The organism is Tabrizicola sp. (assembly GCF_016792905.1).
Taxonomy (GTDB): domain Bacteria; phylum Pseudomonadota; class Alphaproteobacteria; order Rhodobacterales; family Rhodobacteraceae; genus Tabrizicola.
The window spans coordinates 24,174-42,346 of record NZ_JAEULP010000017.1 but is presented as its reverse complement, the minus strand read 5'-3'; the positions used below and the strand labels follow the sequence as shown (position 1 = coordinate 42,346).

The 18,173-nt window shown below is 68.2% G+C and carries 18 protein-coding genes and 1 tRNA gene; 14 read left to right on the top strand and 5 right to left on the bottom strand.

What is annotated here, in order from left to right; genetic code table 11:
- Nucleotides 1-61 precede the first annotated feature (61 nt).
- Genes JNL31_RS02625 through JNL31_RS02610 form a run of 4 tightly spaced genes read left to right on the top strand, consistent with a single transcriptional unit; the run spans nt 62 to nt 4,379 of the window.
- Complete coding sequence (locus JNL31_RS02625; RefSeq protein WP_294969558.1) at nt 62-427, top strand: response regulator; 366 nt, start codon at nt 62-64, stop codon at nt 425-427.
- The gene (locus JNL31_RS02620) at nt 424-684 is read left to right on the top strand and encodes a hypothetical protein (protein WP_294969555.1); all 261 of its coding nucleotides are present in this window, start codon (nt 424-426) and stop codon (nt 682-684) included. Before JNL31_RS02625 ends, JNL31_RS02620 begins: the two co-directional genes overlap by 4 nt.
- Before the next feature lies 1 nt (nt 685).
- Nucleotides 686-3,370 carry an ATP-binding protein gene (locus tag JNL31_RS02615; RefSeq protein ID WP_294969552.1) on the top strand — a complete coding sequence of 895 codons (2,685 nt, stop codon included), beginning with the start codon at nt 686-688 and terminating at the stop codon, nt 3,368-3,370.
- 52 nt (nt 3,371-3,422) lie between these two features.
- A complete protein-coding gene (locus JNL31_RS02610; protein ID WP_294969549.1) occupies nt 3,423-4,379 on the top strand; it encodes a FliM/FliN family flagellar motor switch protein in 957 nt (318 codons plus the stop codon).
- Nucleotides 4,380-4,403: 24 nt separating this feature from the next.
- On the opposite strand, the gene JNL31_RS02605 is transcribed toward JNL31_RS02610, so the two are convergent.
- Nucleotides 4,404-4,829, bottom strand: coding sequence for a TIGR01244 family sulfur transferase (locus JNL31_RS02605; protein ID WP_294969547.1), 426 nt, complete (start codon nt 4,827-4,829; stop codon nt 4,404-4,406).
- A 165-nt stretch (nt 4,830-4,994) separates the two neighbouring features.
- Between JNL31_RS02605 and JNL31_RS02600 the strand changes: the two genes are divergently transcribed.
- From JNL31_RS02600 to JNL31_RS02590, 3 genes are all read left to right on the top strand, one after another.
- Nucleotides 4,995-5,312 carry a TraR/DksA family transcriptional regulator gene (locus tag JNL31_RS02600; RefSeq protein WP_294969795.1) on the top strand — a complete coding sequence of 106 codons (318 nt, stop codon included), beginning with the start codon at nt 4,995-4,997 and terminating at the stop codon, nt 5,310-5,312.
- Nucleotides 5,309-5,515, top strand: a complete 207-nt coding sequence (locus tag JNL31_RS02595; RefSeq protein WP_294969544.1) for a hypothetical protein — start codon at nt 5,309-5,311, stop codon at nt 5,513-5,515. Before JNL31_RS02600 ends, JNL31_RS02595 begins: the two co-directional genes overlap by 4 nt.
- A gap of 79 nt (nt 5,516-5,594) precedes the next feature.
- On the top strand, nt 5,595-7,361 hold the full coding sequence (locus JNL31_RS02590; protein ID WP_294969542.1) for an enoyl-CoA hydratase-related protein: 1,767 nt from the start codon (nt 5,595-5,597) through the stop codon (nt 7,359-7,361).
- An 8-nt stretch (nt 7,362-7,369) separates the two neighbouring features.
- On the opposite strand, the gene JNL31_RS02585 is transcribed toward JNL31_RS02590, so the two are convergent.
- Nucleotides 7,370-7,585, bottom strand: coding sequence for a hypothetical protein (locus JNL31_RS02585; protein WP_294969539.1), 216 nt, complete (start codon nt 7,583-7,585; stop codon nt 7,370-7,372).
- Nucleotides 7,586-7,731: 146 nt separating this feature from the next.
- On the opposite strand from JNL31_RS02585, the gene JNL31_RS02580 reads away from it, so the two are divergent.
- Nucleotides 7,732-7,986: a DUF2312 domain-containing protein gene (locus tag JNL31_RS02580; RefSeq protein ID WP_294969537.1), complete on the top strand. Its 255-nt coding sequence runs from the start codon at nt 7,732-7,734 to the stop codon at nt 7,984-7,986.
- Here JNL31_RS02580 and JNL31_RS02575 read toward each other — a convergent pair whose 3' ends face one another.
- Nucleotides 7,987-8,859, bottom strand: coding sequence for a hypothetical protein (locus tag JNL31_RS02575; RefSeq protein ID WP_294969534.1), 873 nt, complete (start codon nt 8,857-8,859; stop codon nt 7,987-7,989).
- Between the two features lie 99 nt (nt 8,860-8,958).
- On the opposite strand from JNL31_RS02575, the gene JNL31_RS02570 reads away from it, so the two are divergent.
- Nucleotides 8,959-10,617: an iron ABC transporter permease gene (locus tag JNL31_RS02570; protein WP_294969531.1), complete on the top strand. Its 1,659-nt coding sequence runs from the start codon at nt 8,959-8,961 to the stop codon at nt 10,615-10,617.
- 45 nt (nt 10,618-10,662) lie between these two features.
- Nucleotides 10,663-10,738, top strand: a tRNA-Thr gene (locus JNL31_RS02565).
- 44 nt (nt 10,739-10,782) lie between these two features.
- Here the strand turns inward: JNL31_RS02565 and JNL31_RS02560 are convergent.
- Nucleotides 10,783-11,121, bottom strand: a complete 339-nt coding sequence (locus JNL31_RS02560) for a TfoX/Sxy family protein (RefSeq protein ID WP_294969528.1) — start codon at nt 11,119-11,121, stop codon at nt 10,783-10,785.
- 87 nt (nt 11,122-11,208) lie between these two features.
- On the bottom strand, nt 11,209-11,340 hold the full coding sequence (locus JNL31_RS02555; RefSeq protein WP_294969526.1) for a hypothetical protein: 132 nt from the start codon (nt 11,338-11,340) through the stop codon (nt 11,209-11,211).
- A gap of 237 nt (nt 11,341-11,577) precedes the next feature.
- On the opposite strand from JNL31_RS02555, the gene JNL31_RS02550 reads away from it, so the two are divergent.
- From JNL31_RS02550 to JNL31_RS02535, 4 genes are all read left to right on the top strand, one after another.
- On the top strand, nt 11,578-12,744 hold the full coding sequence (locus JNL31_RS02550; protein ID WP_294969524.1) for a M20 aminoacylase family protein: 1,167 nt from the start codon (nt 11,578-11,580) through the stop codon (nt 12,742-12,744).
- On the top strand, nt 12,741-13,100 hold the full coding sequence (locus tag JNL31_RS02545; RefSeq protein ID WP_294969521.1) for a DUF1304 domain-containing protein: 360 nt from the start codon (nt 12,741-12,743) through the stop codon (nt 13,098-13,100). Before JNL31_RS02550 ends, JNL31_RS02545 begins: the two co-directional genes overlap by 4 nt.
- Before the next feature lie 103 nt (nt 13,101-13,203).
- On the top strand, nt 13,204-17,202 hold the full coding sequence (locus tag JNL31_RS02540) for a PAS domain S-box protein (protein WP_294969518.1): 3,999 nt from the start codon (nt 13,204-13,206) through the stop codon (nt 17,200-17,202).
- Between the two features lie 88 nt (nt 17,203-17,290).
- Nucleotides 17,291-18,169, top strand: coding sequence for a phosphotransferase (locus tag JNL31_RS02535; protein WP_294969515.1), 879 nt, complete (start codon nt 17,291-17,293; stop codon nt 18,167-18,169).
- Nucleotides 18,170-18,173 lie beyond the last annotated feature (4 nt).

Here is an 18,173-nt window from a genome sequence, read left to right as displayed (position 1 = left end):
CAGGCGGCTCGCTTTGCGCCGATAGTGCGGGCAGGGGGACGCAGGGCCCCGGGGGGAACCAGTGGCACAGCATGTGCTTCTCATCGAGGACGAACCGAACATCGCCGAGGCGATCCGTTTTCTCCTGACCCGGGACGGGTTGCGGGTAAGCCATGCCGCCGAAGGCGCCGCCGCTCTGGCGCTTCTGCACCGCGATCCGCCGGACATGGTGATCCTCGACCACATGCTGCCCGGCATGTCCGGACTGGAAATCCTGAGCGCGATCCGCGCCGATCCGGCCAGCCGCGACCTGCCGGTGATGATGCTGACCGCGCGAGGCCGCGACCGCGAGATGGCCGAGCGCGCCGGTGCCGACCGCTTCATGACCAAACCCTTCGCCAACGCCGAGATCGTGGCCGAGGTGCGCAGCATGCTGGGGCGCGGATGAGGCGTCCGCGGCGTCCGCTGTTCCTGGCCCGGGCTCCCTACCGGCGAAGGCGGCTGCGTGATGCGGCACGGCTTCTGCCCGTGTTCGGGGTGTTCCTGCTGCTTCTGCCGCTGCTCTGGACCCCGGATTCGCGCATGTCGCTGTCATCGGGCGATGTGATCTACTTCTTCTCGGTCTGGCTGGTGCTGATCGGCCTGGCCGCGGCCTTTGCCCCCGGCCTGCGCGGCGGGGATGGCGCGGACGAGGAGGAGGACTGAGGTGCCCTTCAACCTCCTGGTCCTGGCCTGCTTCCTGTACGTGGCCTTTCTGTTCACCGTGGCCTTCGTGGTCGAGGGGCGGGCGGCGAAGGGGCGGCTCGGCTGGCTGCGTTCGCCCGTGGTCTACACCCTGTCGCTGTCGATCTATTGCACCGCCTGGACCTTCTACGGCGCGGTCGGCTATGCCGCGCGGTCGGGCCTTGAATTCCTGACGATCTACTTCGGCCCGACGCTGGTCTTCGTCGGCTGGTGGTGGCTTCTGCGCAAGCTGGTCAGGATCGGGCGGCAGCACCATGTCACCTCGATCGCCGACCTGATCTCGTCGCGCTATGGCAAGTCGAACACGTTGGGCGTGATCGTCACCGTTATCGCCGTGGTGGCGGCAACCCCCTACATCGCGCTTCAGTTGCAGTCGGTCGTGCTGTCCTTCGGCGTCTTTGCCAGTGCCGCACCCGATGGCTCGCGCCCGCTCGACCCTGGGCAGATCGCGGTCTGGGTGGCGGTGGGCCTTGCGTTCTTCACCATCCTGTTCGGGACCCGCAACCTCGACGCGCGCGAACAGCACCACGGGATCGTGACGGCCATCGCGGTCGAGGCGGTGGTCAAGCTGGTGGCGCTGCTGGCGGTCGGCAGCTTCGTCGTCTGGGGCATCGCGGGCGGCTTGGCCGACGTCATCGCCCGGATCGACGCGGCCGACCTTGCCGCCTGGCAGGTCCAGCCGGGGCGCTGGACGGGGATCATCTTCCTGTCCGCGGCGGCGGTGATCTGCCTGCCCAGGATGTTCCAGGTCATGGTGGTCGAGAACGAGGACGAGGGCCACCTTGCCCGCGCCAGCTGGGCCTTCCCGCTGTATCTTCTGGGCATGAGCCTCTTCATCGTGCCGATTGCGGTGGTGGGGCTGGAGCGTATGCCCGTGGGCGCCAACCCGGACATGTTCGTGCTGACCCTGCCCTTGGCCGAGGGGCAGGGGGCGCTGGCGATGCTGGCGTTCCTCGGCGGCTTCTCCTCGGCCACCTCGATGGTGATCGTCGAATCCATCGCGCTGGCGACGATGATCTCGAACCATGTGATGATCCCCTTGTGGCTGCGGCTGCGGCCCGCGGCGGCGGCGGCGGACGATCTGCGCTCGGTCGTCTTGATGGCGCGACGGCTGGCGATCACGGCGGTGCTGGCGCTGGGATACGGCTATTACCAGCTGTCCGGCGGGTCGGCGGCGCTGGCGTCCATCGGCCTGATTGCCTTCCTGGGCGTGGCGCAGGTGCTGCCCGTGATGCTGGGCGGCATCTTCTGGCGGGGTGCCACGCGGACCGGGGCGATCCTGGGGCTGATCACCGGGTTGGCGGTCTGGGCCTTTGCGTCGTTCCTGCCCTCGTTCGGGCCCGGCGCGGTATTGCCCGAGTCGGTCTTCACCCAGGGCCTGTTCGGCCAGGCCTGGCTGCGGCCGCATTCGCTCTTCGGGACCGAGGCCATGGACCCGATCATCCATGCGCTCTTCTGGTCGATGACCCTGAACGGGCTGGCCTTCTGCCTGGGCTCGCTGTTCACCTTCCCCGGTCCGGTCGAACGCCTGCAGGGCGCGGCCTTCGTCAACGTGTTCGAAGGCGCCGTCGGACCGCAACGCTGGGCGCGGGGGCGGGCGGAACCCGAGGCGCTTCTTGGCATGGCACAGCGCATCCTGGGCGAGGAGGCGGCTCTTTCGCTCTTCCAGGTGGCGGCACGCGCGCAAGGAAAGGAGGGGTTCCTGCCCGACCCGACGCCCGCCTTCCTCGACAGCCTTGAGGCGCGGCTGTCCGGCTCGGTCGGGGCGGCGACGGCGCATGCGATGATCAGCCAGCTTGTCGGCAGGGCGACGGTCACGGTCGAGGACCTGATGGCGGTGGCCTCGGAATCGGCGCAGATCCTGGAATATTCCGCCCGGCTGGAGGCGCGCGAGGCGGAACTGACCCGAACTGCAGGCGCGCTGCGCGAGGCGAACGAGAAACTGACCCAGCTTTCGTTGCAGAAGGATGCCTTCCTCAGCCAGATCAGCCACGAGCTGCGCACGCCGATGACCTCGATCCGGGCCTTCTCGGAGATCCTGACCGAGGGCGACCTTCTACCGGAGCTGGTCATCCGCTATGGCCGGATCATCCATGACGAGGCCAAGCGGCTGACGCGGCTCCTGGATGATCTTCTTGACCTCTCGGTGCTGGAAAACGGCGCGGTGCAGCTGACCCTGGGCCTCGCCAGCCTGCAGGGCATGATCGACACCGCGCTGACGGCGGCCCGGGCGACCCGGCCCGAGCGCGAATTCCAGGTGGTCCGGGACCTGCCGTCGGAAACCATCTACATCAAGACCGATGCCGACCGGCTGACCCAGGTCTTCATCAACCTGATCTCGAACGCCCGGAAATACTGCGATGCGGCCCGGCCCGAACTGCGCATCGCCGTGCGGCACAAGGCAGGCCGGGTCACGGTGGACTTCATCGACAATGGCAGGGGCATTCCGAAGGGGGCGCAAGCGCTGATCTTCGAGAAGTTTTCCCGCCTCACCGATGCCAACCGGGCGGGTGGCGCGGGGCTGGGCCTGGCGATCTGCCGCGAGATCATGGCCAACCTCGGCGGCTCGGTCGCCTATCTGCCGGGGCAGGGTGGTGCGGCCTTCCGGGTGACGGTGCCCCTGCGGCTGGAAACGCTGGCGGCTTAACCTTCTGTGAAGGAAACGCGCGCTAGGGTCCTGTTATTGGGACAGGGCCACCATGACCTCCGCGATGACCGACGTGATCCGCCGCAAGATCGACCGTGCCCGCCCGGCGCAGGCGGATGGCGCCCCGGGGGCCGACCGGGGCTGGCGGCTGGCGCTGGCCCGTGCGGCGCGCGATGCCATGGGGCTCGACCTCGACTTCCGCAGCCTGACGATCGCCCGCCAAAGCCTGGCCGAGGTGCTGGAGATCGTGCCGGACCGCGCGCTGCTCGCGCTGCTCGACGGGCCTGCGGGCGGGCTCGGGGTGATCATGCTGGCGCCCTCGGTCACGGCGACCTTCATCGAACGGCAGACGCTGGGCCGCCTTGCCGCGCAGGCCCCCGCCCCGCGAAAAGCCAGCCGGATCGACGCGGCCATGGTCGCGGGGGTGATCGACCGGGCCCTTGCGGGACTGGACGAAACGCTGGCCGAGGAGGCGGACCTCGCCTGGGCCGGCGGCTTCCGCTACGCCAGCTATCTTGAAGACGCGCGCCCGCTGGCCCTTATGCTGGAGGATGAAGCCTATCGCGTGCTTTCCGCCGAAGTGCTGCTCGGCGGCGGCGGGCGGGCGGGCCAGGTGATCCTTGTGCTGCCCGCCCTTGGCCGCGGCGAGGCCCAGGCGCCCGGTCCCGATGTGGGCGAGGCAGAGGCGCCGCAATTCACCGCCGCACTCTCCGCTCGGGTGATGCAGGCTGATTGCCGACTGGACGCGATTGTCGGGCGGCTGATCCTTCCCCTGCGGCAGATCATGGCGCTGACGGTGGGCGAGACGCTTCTGCTGCCCTCGGCCGCCCTCGATGCGGTGTCGCTGGAAACGGTGGAGGGTCGGCATATCGCCGGTGCGCGCCTTGGCCAGCACCGCGGCATGCGCGCCCTGAAGCTGACCGAGGCGACCGTACGGCCCGCCAGTCAGGCGCCGCTCAGCCGTGCCGCGCCGGAAGGCCCGCCGCCCGAACTGCGCGCCGCGGGATAGGCGGGGCAGGGTCTGCGGGGGGCGTCAGCCCTTGGCCAGAACCTCGATCTGCGGGCGAAGGTGGTCAAGCTGATAGCCGAACCGGGCCGGCAGGCCGACCAGCTCATCCGCCGGGCGTTTGCCGGCATTGGCCAGGGCCCAGACGATGGAAGAGCGGTTGCCGGAGGCGCAGTAGGCGAAGACCGGTCCCGTCGATCCGGCGATTGCCGCGCCCTGCGCCGTCACATTGTCCATGGTCAGAGCACCGCCGATCACCGGGTTGGCGACAAAGGTCAGCCCGAGCGCCTCGGCCGCCTTGCGCATCTCGGCAGTGTGCAGATGCGGCGGGATTTCGCCGTCGGGCCGGTTGTCGATCACCGTGACATAGCCTGCCGCCTTGACGGCGGTGAGGTCGCCCGGTTCGATCTGGGGCGAAACGGCGTAGTCTGGGGTGATCGCGCGAATGTCCATCGGCCTCTCCACTGGGCGGCGCCGTCGCGGGCGCGGTGTGAAATCGGCGCGACCATAGCCAGCTTGGCAGGAAAGCGAAAGCACCGTTGACTTGGGTCAAGGCCAGCCCGGAGTATTGCGCCTAGACTTTGCGGGACAGAGGAGAAACCGATGCAGGCAACGCCGATTACCCCGATCCCCGCCCGCAAGGCGCAGCTGAAGAAACGCCTGACCGAGCTTGGCGCGCGGCTGGAGGCCATCGAGGAAGAGCTGGATTCGCACCAGAACCGCGACTGGGAGGAGCTTGCGACCGAACGCGAGGGCGATGAGGTGCTGGAAGCCACCGGCAATGCCGGGCTGGCCGAGATCACCCAGATTCGCGCCGCGCTGAAGCGGATCGAGGACGGCACCTATGGCGAGTGTGTCCGCTGTGGCGAACCCATCGCCGAGGCGCGGCTTGACGCGCTGCCCTGGACCCCCCTTTGCAGGAGTTGCGCGCAATGACCGCCCGCAAGACTCAACCGAAGCCGGGCGACCTGATGCGAGGCGAGGCCGAACTCCTCGCCGCCGGGTTTGAATTGCAGCATCAGGGGCTGGAACTCCTGCTCGCCGAGATGCGCGCGCTTGCGGCATTGATGCCAGGCGAGGATTCGAGCCTGCCAACCGATGCCGAAGTCGAGGCCGGCTTCGACAACATGCCGATCTGAGACGGGCACCGCGCGCGGCCCTTGTAAACTGCCTGCGGTTGTTTCTAACTTGCGCAGAAATCCGGGCAAGGGAACGGAAATGTCCGCAGACGGGCTGAGCGTTGAGCTGCGGGACGGGATCAGGATCCTGACCTTGGCCAATCCGCCCCTGAATGACCTGACCCCAGGGCTGCGGGCCGCACTGCTTGAGGCCCTGACCGCACCCGGCGATGCCTGCCGGGGCATCGTCCTGGCGGCCGAGGGCCCGAATTTCTCGGGCAACCTGCCGATTTCGCCCGACGCCGATGAGCCCAAGCCTGGCGAGTTGTGCCGGGCCATCGCGGAAAGCGCGGTGCCGGTGGTCGCCGTCCTGCAGGGGCTGGCGACGGGCCTCGGAGCCGAGCTGGCGCTGGCGGCGCGGGCGCGGCTGGCCAGTCCCGCGATGCGGATTTCCTTTGCCGAAATCACGCTGGGGCTTTGCCCCTCCGGCGGCACCACGCAACGCTTGCCGCGGCTGATCGGGGCGAAGGCGGCGTTGCGGCTTCTCCTTTCCGGTCGTCTGGTTCCGGCGTCCGAGGCTCTGGCGCTGGGGCTGGTCGACGGCATCACCGAAACCGCCCCCATCGCCTCGGCCGTGCGGCTGGCGGCAGCGCTTTCGGTCGGCGATCTTCTGCGGCGGGCAGAACCTGATCCGGTGGCCTGGACCCAGGCCGTGACCGAAGCGCGGGCCGCGCCCGGGCAGCGGATGCCCGCGGCGCGGCGGATCGTCGATTGCGTCGAGGCGGCGCTCGTCCTGCTGCCGGAGAACGCGCTCGCCTTCGAGACGGTGGCGCGCGCCGACCTTCAGGAGACGCCCGAGGCCATCGGACTTGCGGCCGCAGCCCGGGCCGAGCGGAGGGCGCTGGCGCTGCCGCCGGTGTTGGCGCGGCTGCAACCCCTGTCGGTTGACCGCATCGGCCTGGCGGGCGCCGCCCCCGATCTGGCGCGGGTCGCCGTGGCTGCGCTGTCGCGCGGGCTTCCCGTGACCTGGGCTTTCCCGGACGCAGCGGCGCGGCAGGCCGGGCTGGCGGCACTGGCCCTCGGCATGGAGGAGGGCTTGCGGACCGGGCACCTGTCGGCAGAGCGCGCCAAGGCGATGGAGGAGCGGGTTGCCGCGGTCGAAGGCCCGCTTCCGGTGCCGCTGCCCTTTGTGATCTGCGATTCTTCGCCCGGCGCCCGCGCCGGCTGGACCGGACTTCCCGGAGCCGCGCGGCTGGTGCTGGGCGGGCAGGACGGCGAGACGGGATTGGCCCTGGCCCCGGCCGGCCGGGTCTGCGAGGTGACGCTGCCACCGGATGCGCTGCCCCTGGCCCGCGCAACCGCGCTGGCCGGGCTGCGCCGGATGGGTCTCGCGCCGGTTCTGGTCGACGAGCGCCCGGTGATCGGCGCGCGGATGGCGGATGCGGGCCGCACGGCGCTGGCCTGGATGGTGGCGCGCGGCGTGCCGCGCCGGGTGATCGCACAGGCGCTGGACGAATTCGGCGTCCGCCCGCCGGACCCGGTCTCGATCGAGGCGCCGACGATCCTGCGGGCGATGTCGACGACCGAGGTCCTGAACCGCTGGCTCTCGGCGCTGGCCAATGAGGGCGCCCGGCTGGTGGACGAAGGCATCGCCCGGCGGCCCTCGGACATCGACTACCTGATGGTTGCGGGATACCAGTTTCCGCGCGCGCGCGGCGGCCCGATGCATCAGGCCGCCCAGCGCGGACTGATGGTCTTGCGCCACGACCTGCGCGCCTGGGGGGTCGAGGCAGCCCTCTGGAGCCCGGCAGCGCTGATCGACCGGCTGATCCGCGATGGCGAAAGCCTGGCCGCGCTTGACACCTGAGGCCGGGTTCAGCCCAGAAGGATGCCAGTCACCACCGCCGCAAGGCCAAGCGCCGAAACGCCCACTGCGGCAAGGTTGATCACGACGACGCGCTGCAGTTCGGTCCGCATCGCGGCCTCGTCAAGTCCCGCGCGCTTGGCCCGCGCCGCGCGCAGGATGCAGTAGCCAAGCCCGACCAGTCCGACCACGGTCAAGGCTGCCCCCGCCCAGATCAATGCCTGCATCGCCATTCCCCCGTTGTGCCGCGCCTGAGCTAGCCGGTCTTGCCCCGTCGTGCAAGCAAAGGGCCGCCGCTCTCCGATCGCGCCTTGAACCCGCCCCCCGCCACGGGGTAGGAACCCCCCGAACCCATTCCGACCAGAGGACCGCCATGGCCGACGCGACCGATCCCTATGCCGTCACCGCTGACGAGCTGCGCCAGTTCATCGAACGCTTCGAACAGCTGGAATCGGAAAAGAAGGATGTTGCGGAACAGCAGAAAGAGCTGATGGCCGAAGCCAAGGGCCGCGGCTACGACACCAAGGTCATGCGCAAGGTCATCGCCCTGCGCAAGCGCAAGCCGGACGAGCTGGCCGAGGAGGAAGCGGTGCTCGAGGTCTACAAGGCCGCCCTCGGCATGAGCTGATCACGGCTCGATCAGCCGGACGCCCGGAATGCGGGTGATCCGATCGACATCCGCGAGATAGGACCGGGTCATCTCCTCGACCAGGTCCCCGGTCCAGCCGGGGACGACGACTTCGGCCGAAAGCTGGTCGGGTCGACCGAATTTTTCCAGGAAGGCGGTGACGATCCGCCGCCGGTGCGATGCCGATTGCGGTGGGTGTTCGCGGCAATAGGCGTGGTAGCGTGCAAGGCCCGCCTCTGTCATCAGCCGCGACAGAAGCTCGTCGTCATCCTCCAGCACGGTATCCGGTCCGTGGCCGGACACCGCCTGCAAGACTTCGGGCCAGATGAGCGGCGTGTCCTCGTCGCACCAGACCGTCAACGGCACGCCGGGATTGGCGTCCTTGATCTGGCGGACGGTGTCGGACCAGCGCAACCGGGAGGGCTCGACCTGATGGAGGATGTCGGCGTGGCCCTTCGACTGCGCCCGGTCGCGCAGGTCGGGCAGGAAGGTGGCCGGGTTGCGGATGGCAAGGTGAAACTCGGCCTCGATGTCGGGAAAGATCTGGGTGAAGGCCCGCAGCCGATCGCCGCCGCTGGCATAGAGCGTCTCGCTGACCGCATAGGCGGGAAAGCTGAGGAAGCTGGTCCAGGACAGGATCAGCCGGTCGGCGGCAGCTTCGTCCATGATCTGGTCAAGGATCATCGCCTCGGTATCCTGCGAGGCTGCCGCGCCGCGCAACTGCACTGCCGTATCGCGCAAGAGCTTGCGGTAGCGGGTGGGCGAGGGCACGACGATGCCCTGTTCAGCCAGCACCGCGCGGTTCTTCAAAAGGCAGCGGACCAGGCGGTCCTCGTCGGTGCAATGGGCACCAAGGTGGTAGACGATGCGCATCGGGCCTGACTTGTCTGGCCGGGCAATCCGGGCCCGACGCCGGGACTATACGGGCTTTTCTGGACAGTTAAACCGCTTTCCTGTAACCGGCAGGGCAAGATGTCCGACCGTTTCGCTCAACTGCCCCGCCGCCGGATCTGGTCCCTGCCTGATGCCTGGACCATCGGCGCGGTGCTGATCGCGGCGGTCGTGCTGGCGCCGATCCTGTCGATCGCCTGGATCGCGCTGAACCCGACCGAGAACATCTGGCCCCACCTGATCGCGACCGTGCTGCCACGCTATCTGGGCACGACGCTTCTTCTGATGGCGGGGGTCGCCGGGCTGTCGGCGGCGATGGGAACGGGGGCGGCCTGGCTGGTCAGCCAGTACCGCTTTCCGGGGCGCGACTGGCTGGCCAATGCCCTCCTCTTCCCGCTGGCGATCCCGGCCTATGTCGGGGCCTATGCCCTGGTCGACCTCCTCGACTATGCCGGCCCGGTGCAATCGGCGCTGCGCTCGGCCTTCGGCTGGACCTCGGCCCGCGACTACTGGTTCCCCGAGACCCGTTCGCTGCCGATGGCGATCCTGGTGCTGTCCTTCGCGCTATACCCTTACGTCTACCTCCTCGCCCGCTCGGCCTATCGCGAGCAGTCGGGCCGCGCCTACGAGGTTGCGCGCGCCCTTGGCTGCGGCCCCTGGGCGCTGTTCCTGCGCATCGGCTGGCCGCTCGCCCGCCCGGCCATCGCCGCCGGGGTGGCGCTGGCGCTGATGGAGACGGTGGCGGACTATGGCACGGTGCTGCATTTCGGGGTGCAGACGCTGACGACCGGAGTCTTCTCCACCTGGCTGAACGGCAGCAATGCCGGGGGGGCGGCGCAGATTTCCGGAGTGATCCTGGTGCTGATCCTCATGCTTGTCGGGCTCGAGCGGGCAGGGCGGGGCGGCGCGCGGTTCCACCGGCTTGGGCGCAATGCGCAGCCGGTCGAACCGGTGGTGATCGTCGGGCGGAAGCGCTGGTATGCCACCGGCCTGTGCCTGATCCCCTTCACCGGCGGGTTCCTCTTGCCCGTCGGGGTGATGCTGGTGCATTCGGCCGCGGCTCCCGGGGGCTGGCTGGCGCCGGGACTGCTGGAGGCGTTGCAGAACACGCTGGTGGTGGCGGGCCTGTCGGCGCTGGTCACGGTCGGGGCGGCGGTCTTCCTGGTCTATGCCTTGCGGATGAAGGGGTCGCGCGCGGTGCAATGGCTCCTGCCGCTGACGCTTGTCGGCTATGCCGCCCCCGGCGCCGTGCTGGCGCTGGGGCTTCTCCTGCCGCTCGCCGCGCTGGATCACCGGCTGGCCGACGGGATCCTTGCCCTCACCGGCTGGGACCCGGGCCTGATGATCACCGGCACCGCCGTCGCCCTGGGGCTTGCCTATATGGTGCGCTTCTTCGGCATCGCCCAGGGCGCGGTCGATGCGGCCTTCGGGCGGGTCTCGCCCTCGCTCTCGATGGCCGCGCGGTCGCTTGGCCGGTCGGCCTCGGGCACGCTGGCCGCGGTCTACCTGCCGCTGATGCGCGGCTCGGTCCTGACCGCGCTGCTGGTTGTCTTCGTAGATTGCGTGAAAGAGCTGCCCGCGACGCTGCTCCTCCGCCCGTTCAATTTCAACACCCTCTCCACCCGCGTCTTCGAACTGGCAAGCCTTGAGCGCCTGTCCGAAGCCGCCCCGGCCGCCCTTCTGGTGATGGCGGTCGGGCTGGTCGCCGTCCTCGTCCTCGCCCGCAGCCAGCCGGATTGAGCCCTTGCGTGGCAGGGGCGGGGCCTGTATCTGAAAGGTCGCGTGGCCCCTATAGCTCAGCTGGTAGAGCATCTGATTTGTAATCAGAGGGTCGGGGGTTCAAGTCCCTCTGGGGGCACCACATTCCGAAAGCACGGCATCCGCGGCGCCCGCAATCGGCCCGCGTCACCCGCGTTCCACCACGCCCAGAAAGCTGAGCGTCTGCTCAAGATCGGCGCGCAGTTTGGCGTCCGACCGGTTGAACCCGGCGCAGAGCGTGTCGAAGCGCTTGCGCAGCGTCTTCTTCTCCTCGCCCTTGCAGTCGTTCCAGGGGCGGCCCTGCAGGCCCATGACCAGGACATAGTAACCGATGAAATGCGGGCGCGAGCCCGTGGCGAGAAGCCTGCGGTAGGCCTCATCCGCGCCCAGGTCGCGGATTTCCTCGGCAGTGGTGATGCCCGCGCGCGCGAAGGCGATTTCCGACGCCGGGCCGAGGTTCGGGATCGAGGAGACGGGCTGCGCCATGGGAAGGGCCGGATGAGAACAAAACAAGGCCAGCCTCGCGGCTGGCCGGTGTCTTGTCAATGGGTCCGGTGCGACAGGCGGATCAGGTCAGATCGACGCCCAGTCCTTGAAGATCGGCTGTCCCGCCTGCTGGGTTGAGCCGCCCGCCTGCTGGCCCTGCTGCTGCTGCGTGGGCGTGCCGCTGCCGCCTTGCTGGGGCTGGCTGGGTTTCGTGGCCATTCTACTGCTCCGTTCCTGGCTATTTGCTGCCTTTCACCCATATTGCGCGGGCCTTTGGCCGCAACAAGCCGGGTTCATGACGATTTTGCGACGATATGGCGAAAACGTGCGACATCGGCAACAGGTGTTTGATCACATTCCGGTTTTCCCGACCCCATTACCGCGGGTCAACGGGCCCGACACAGGGCTTGCCGTTTCCCCGCGGCGGGTCCACCCTGTCGCAAAAGGAGACCCGCCATGCCCGTCAAGAACCGTTTCGCCGAGCTGCTGCCCGAGATCACCGCCTGGCGCCGGGATTTCCACCAGCACCCGGAACTGCTGTTCGACGTCCACCGGACGGCCGGGAAGGTGGCCGGGCTTTGCCGATCGTTCGGCTGCGACGAGGTGGTGGAAGGCATCGGCCGTACTGGCGTCGTGGCCGTCATCAAGGGGCGCAGCGACAGCCAGGGCCGGGTCATCGGGCTGCGAGCCGACATGGATGCGCTGCCGATCATCGAGCAGACCGGCGTGCCCTATGCCTCGCAGACGCCCGGCAAGATGCATGCCTGCGGCCATGACGGACATACGGCGATGCTCCTCGGCGCCGCCAAGTACCTGGCCGAGACGCGGAACTTCGACGGCACCGTCATCTGCATCTTCCAGCCCGCAGAGGAGGGCGGCGGCGGGGGACGCGAGATGGTGAAGGACGGGATGCTGTCGCGCTGGGGCGTGCAGGAAGTTTACGGGATGCACAACATGCCCGGCATCCCCGTCGGGCATTTCGCGATCCGTCCCGGCGCGATGATGGCCGCCGCCGACCAGTTCGAGATCGTGGTGACGGGGAAGGGCGGCCATGCCGCCAAGCCGCACGAGTGCGTCGATACCACCGTGGTCAGCGCGCATATCATCGTGGCCTTGCAGACCGTCGCCAGCCGCAACGTCGATCCGCTGAAACAGATCGTCGTCTCGGTCTGTACCGTGGAAACCGACTCGACCGCCCACAACGTCATTCCGCAGGTGGTGAAGATGAAGGGCACCGTCCGCACCATGGACCATCAGGTGCAGGATTTCGTCGAGGCCCGCATCGCCCAGATCGTCGAGGGCACCGCGCTGGCCTTGGGCGCACGGGCCGAAGTGCATTACCAGCGCGGCTATCCGGTGACGATCAACACGCCGGAAAACACCGGTTTCGCGGCCGACGTGGCGCGCAAGGTCTCGGGCGTCGTCGACAGCGACACGCCGCCCCTCATGGGAGCCGAGGATTTCAGCTTCATGCTGAACGAACGTCCCGGAGCCTACATCTTCCTGGGCAACGGCGACACGGCGATGGTCCACCATCCGGCCTACAACTTCGACGACACGGCCATTCCCTTCGGATCAAGCTGGTACGCCGAAATGGCCGAAAGCCGGATGCCCGCCGCATGATCGGGGCGGCCCTCATCGGGCTGGTGGCGCTGATCCATCTCGGGATCCTGGCGATGGAGATGTTCCTGTGGGAAACGCCGCAGGTTCGGCGCCTGTTCGGGACCTCGCCCGAGTTTGCCGCCAATACCCGGGTGCTGGCGGCGAACCAGGGGCTTTACAACGGATTCCTCGCGGCGGGGTTGATCCTGGCGCTGCTTCGGGGGGTGCCGGGACAGGGCGAAAGCCTGGCCCATTTCGTCCTGGCCTGCGTCGTGGTCGCCGGGCTCTACGGTGCGGCAACTGCGGCTCGGCGCATCCTCTATGTCCAGGCCCTGCCGGCAGTCCTGGCCCTGATCGCGGTCCTGGTGGGGCTCTGACCGCCCCATGGACCGTAGAGGCAGCTCGCGGCGACACGGGACAAGCTGGCTTGCGGGACCGGTGCTTCTGGCCGATACTTTGGTTGCCTTAAATCGAGGATGAATGGGACACGCAGGCCAGCCTGATCCTGTGACCGCACAACCCGCGCGGGTGGAATTCCGCGTGGTCGAGCTGATGAATCGGCTGCTCGACGTGACCCATGACACGATCGACACGGAAATCGATGCCGTGCTTATGGCGGTCGGGCAGACCTATGGGTTCGACCGGACCTTCCTGTTCCACTACGCGCCGGCAGCCGGCTACACCAACACGCATGAATGGGTGGCGCCGGGCATTCGCGCCCTCAAGTCCCAGATGCAGGGCTCGGGCCAGGTTGTGCGCCCCGACTGGCACCAGGCCTTTGTCGAGGGTCGGATCGTCTCTGTCCGCGACCGCGACGCTCTGCCGCCCGGATCGCCCGAACGACGGTTCCTGACCGAAATTGGCGTGCATTCCACGCTGATGGTGCCGCTCTGCGACGGCGACCGGCTGTTCGGCGTCATCGGTTTCGACTGCGGGCGTCGGGACCGGAGCTGGGCGCAGGACGTGGTGTTCCTCCTGACGTCGCTCGGTCGGGCGATCTCGTCCGTCCTGTTGCGGGTCGAGGCCGAGCGCGCCGAAGCCGCCTCGCGCAGCCATTTGCAGGCGACGCTGAATGCTCTGCCCGACCTGGTGATCGAGCTTTCGCCCGAAGGCGGGATCGTCGCCTGCCACAGCGACAAGCTGCCCTGGCTCGCGAGCCTCGTCCGCGCCGGGATCGGTCGGCCGCTGGGAGAGATCCTTCCCGAGGCCCTGGCCGCCTCGCTTGGCGAGATGCTGGCCGCGCCGCCGCACGACGATACTTCGCTGACCCGGCGCGTGGGAATTCCGACCCTTGTGACCCCGCACCGTTACGAGGTTTCGGTCGCCCGGCTGTCGGGCGTCGAACCGGACCAGAAGACCAACCTGATCGCGGTGATCCGGGACGTCGCCGCGTCGGACCGATCGAGCGAAATGACATCGTTCCGCGAGGGTCAGTTCACCGCCTTTTTCGAGATGTGCCCGCACCCGATCCTGCTGCTGGACTTCGATACCGGCGAGATCGTCGACGTGAACCGGGCGTTCAAGGACCTGTTCGGTGTCAGCCCGCAGCTGGGCGTCGCCGTGAGGGTCCAGGAGATCGTGCCCGAAGGTGGCAACTGGCTGATCGAAAGCGCAACCGTGGCGCTGCGCGAGACGCAGAGTTACGGACCGGCCGAAGCGGTGTTCCGCAGCCGCGACGGCAGGGACATTCCCGCCGTGGTGCGCTGCTTCATGAGCATCGACCCCAACGGACGCCGTCTGGTCTGGTCGCTGATCGAGAACATCTCCGACATCCGCGCCAACGAAGCCGCCCTGAAGCGTGAAAGCGCGCAATTGCAGGCGACCAAGGAGCGCTTCCTTGCGGCCATCGAAGCCCTGGACGACGGGTTTGCCGTCTTTGACGCCGATGACCGGCTGGTCCTGTGGAACACGCCCTATGTCCGCGCCTTCGCCCAGATCGCCGACCTGATCCGCGAGGGCGCGCTTTATGACGACCTCCTGCGCGCGGCGATCGAACGCGGCGTCTTTGGTGCCGAGGGTGAACGCGACAATGCCAACCTGCAGCGTCGGCTTGACCGGCCGCTGACCGAGGTCTGGGACAACGAGGACGAACTGGCCGACGGTCGCCTGATCTGGGTGCGCGAACGCGCTACTCCCTCGCGCGAGACGGTGGGTCTCTATGAGGACGTGACCGCGCGCCGCCTTGCCGACCGGCGGCTGCAACAGGTGGTGGATGGCGGCGAGATCGCGGTCTGGGACTGGGAGGCCGACCACGGCTTCAGCACGATCAACGACCGCTGGGGTGCGATGCTGGGGCTCGACGCGGCGGCGAGCCTTGACGCGCTGGTCGAGCTGATCCACCCCGAGGACCGGATGGCGGTGGCGTCCACCCAGCGCGATCTGTTTCTGCAAGGTAGCGAGGATTTCTCCCTGCGCTGCCGGATGCGGCACTACGACGGTGGCTGGGTCTGGCTCCTCTCGCGCGGGCATGTCGCAACACGTTGGGCCGATGGCAGCCCGCGACGCATCTCGGGGATCACGCTCGACGTCACCGTCCAGGCTGAAGCGGAGCAGCGGCTTGGCCAGGTGATCGACGGCGCCAAGGTCGGCACCTGGGAACACGACATGCGCAGCGGCATCACGCTGGTCAGCGACCGCTGGGCCGAGATCCTTGGCTACAAGGCGGTGGAACTGAACCCGATGCCGCTGGAGCGCTGGCTGGAGCTTTTGCACCCCGACGATACCGAAGGCCTGATCGCCCACGAACGCGACGCCTTCGAGGCCGGGCAATGGCAGGTCGAGCACGAGGTCCGGCTGCGTCATCGCGAGGGCTATTGGGTCTGGGTCCTGACCCGTGCCCAGGTTCAGGAATGGGACGAGGCAGGTCGTCCGGTCAAGACCAGCGGCATCAACCTGGACATCACTGCTGCAAAGGCGCTGGAATCGGCGCTGGCGCGCGAACGCGACACGCTGGCCAGGGTGATGGAATCCTCGGTTTCGGGCATCGTCGTGGTCGATGAACGCGGCGGTGTCGTCTTCGCCAATGCCGCCGCCGAACGGGTGCTCGGCCGCCGCCTTTCGGCCGGGGACTGCCTGCTGGCGCTGCTCGGGGCGGCCGATGTCACGGATCTTGCGGGAAGCCGGATCGCGACGGAAGACCTGCCGGTGGTCCGCGCGCTATCCGGGCAGCCGGGCATGCAGGAAATGCGGCACGAGATCATCTGGCCAAACGGCGAACGCCGCGCCGTCGCCGTCACGTCGGCCCGGCTCTCGGCGCCCGGCACCGACCTTGCGGTGGTTGCGACGTTCACCGACGTCACCGACGAAGTGCAGAACGAGGCCCGCCTGCGCGCCGCGATGACTGCCGCCGAAACCGCCAACCGGGCGAAGTCCGACTTCCTGGCCGCGATGAGCCACGAAATCCGCACGCCCCTGAATGGCGTTCTCGGCATGGCGGGGGTGCTGGCCAGCCGCCTGTCGGACCCGACCGAACAGTCCATGGTCCGCGTGATCCGCGATTCCGGCGAACATCTTCTGGGCGTGATCAACGACATTCTCGATCTGGCCAAGATCGAGGCGGGACGCCTTGTCCTTGATCCGCGGCCCATCCGCCTGCCTGAAATCCTGGCGCGCGTCGCCTCGCTGCACCAGGTCACGGCCAGCGACAAGGATGTGCGACTGATCACCGGCAGCATCGGCGGCGCGCCGGGCGAAGTGCGGCTTGGCGACGAGATGCGTGTCATCCAGATCCTGCACAACCTGATCGGCAACGCGCTGAAGTTCACCGACGAAGGCAGCGTCACCGTGCAGGTCGATTGCTCTCTTCCCGACCGCATCGGCATCGAGGTGCGCGATACCGGCATCGGCATGTCCGAGGCCGAGATCGCGCGCGCCTTCGAAGAGTTCACGCAAGGCATGGGCGGGTCGCGGCGCAGCCATGTCGGCACCGGCCTTGGCCTGCCGATCGTTCGCAGGCTGGCGCGGCTGATGCACGGAGATGTCACGCTGGCCTCGATCGAGGGCGAGGGCGTGACGGCGCGCGTCGATCTGATGATCCCGGTCCTGGCGGGGCGGACAACCGTCGAAAGCGATGCTGTCCCGGCGCAGCTACCGCCGATGAAGGTTCTTGCCGCCGAGGACAATGCAACGAACCGGATCATTCTGCAAAGCATGCTGCAGGCGCTTGGTGTCGAAACCGTGATCGTCGCCGACGGTCAGGCGGCGCTGCACCGTTTCCTGGCGGAACGCTTTGATGCCGTGCTCCTTGACATCGCCATGCCCGGAATGGACGGGCTGGTCACGTTGAACGCGCTGAACGATCTGGCTGAAGCGATGGGGATCGACCCGCCCCGCGCGGTTGCCGTCACGGCCAACGTGATGACGCACCAGGTCAACGACTACCTCGGCCATGGTTTCACGGCGGTCGTCGCCAAGCCGATCCGGATCGACATGCTCGGTCGGGCGCTCTGGAAATGTCTGGGGGAATCCGTCCCCGCCTGATCCGGCTGCGACCAGAAAATACCTTTGACAGGCCATGGGCTTGGCCGCATTCTTCCGTGCGTTACGTCACTGGCGGGGGGAGGCCGGGATGAGCGAACGTCTGGATCCCCTGGCGCGGGCGCTGGCCTTGCCGATCTGGCAGGGCGAGGCGACGGCAACGGCGCTCGGCGGCGGAATCACCAACCTCAACGTCCTCGTGACGGATGCCAAGCGCCGCGCCGTGGTGCGGATCGGCGACGACATCCCCGTCCACCAGATCATGCGGTTCAACGAACTGGCCGCCAGCCGTGCCGCCCACGCAGCAGGGGTGTCGCCCGGGGTGATCCATCACGAACCCGGGGCGCTGGTGATCGACTTCGTCGACGGGCGGACGATGACGGCGGCGGACCTGCGCGAGCAGGACATGCTGGAGCAGGCGCTTGCACTGGTCATGCATGCACATCGCGACATTCCGCGCCATCTCCGCGGCCCGGCGCTGACCTTCTGGGTCTTCCAGGTGGTGCGCGACTATGCTGCCACGCTGCAGGACGGCAAGTCTCGCCACCGTCCGGCGCTGGCGGGCCTGCTGGACGAGGCTGCCACGCTGGAACGCACGGTCGGCCGGATCGAGATGGTCTTCGGTCACAACGACCTTCTGCCTGGCAATTTCCTGCATGACGGCCAGCGCATGTGGCTGATTGACTGGGATTATGCCGGCTGGGGCTCGCCCCTGTTTGATCTGGGCGGGCTGGCCGCCAACTGCGGGCTTGATGCCGCGCAGGAGGCCTGGGTGCTGGAAGCCTATTTCGGCGCCCCGCCCGATGCCGCGCTCTGGCGACGCTACCGGGCGATGAAGGCGGCGGCGGCCCTGCGCGAGGCCATGTGGTCGATGGTGCAGGAAATCCATTCCCAGCTTGATTTCGACTACAAGGCCTATACCGCCGAGTACCTCGACACCTACCGGCAGGCGCTGGCCACCACCCGCTGACCGC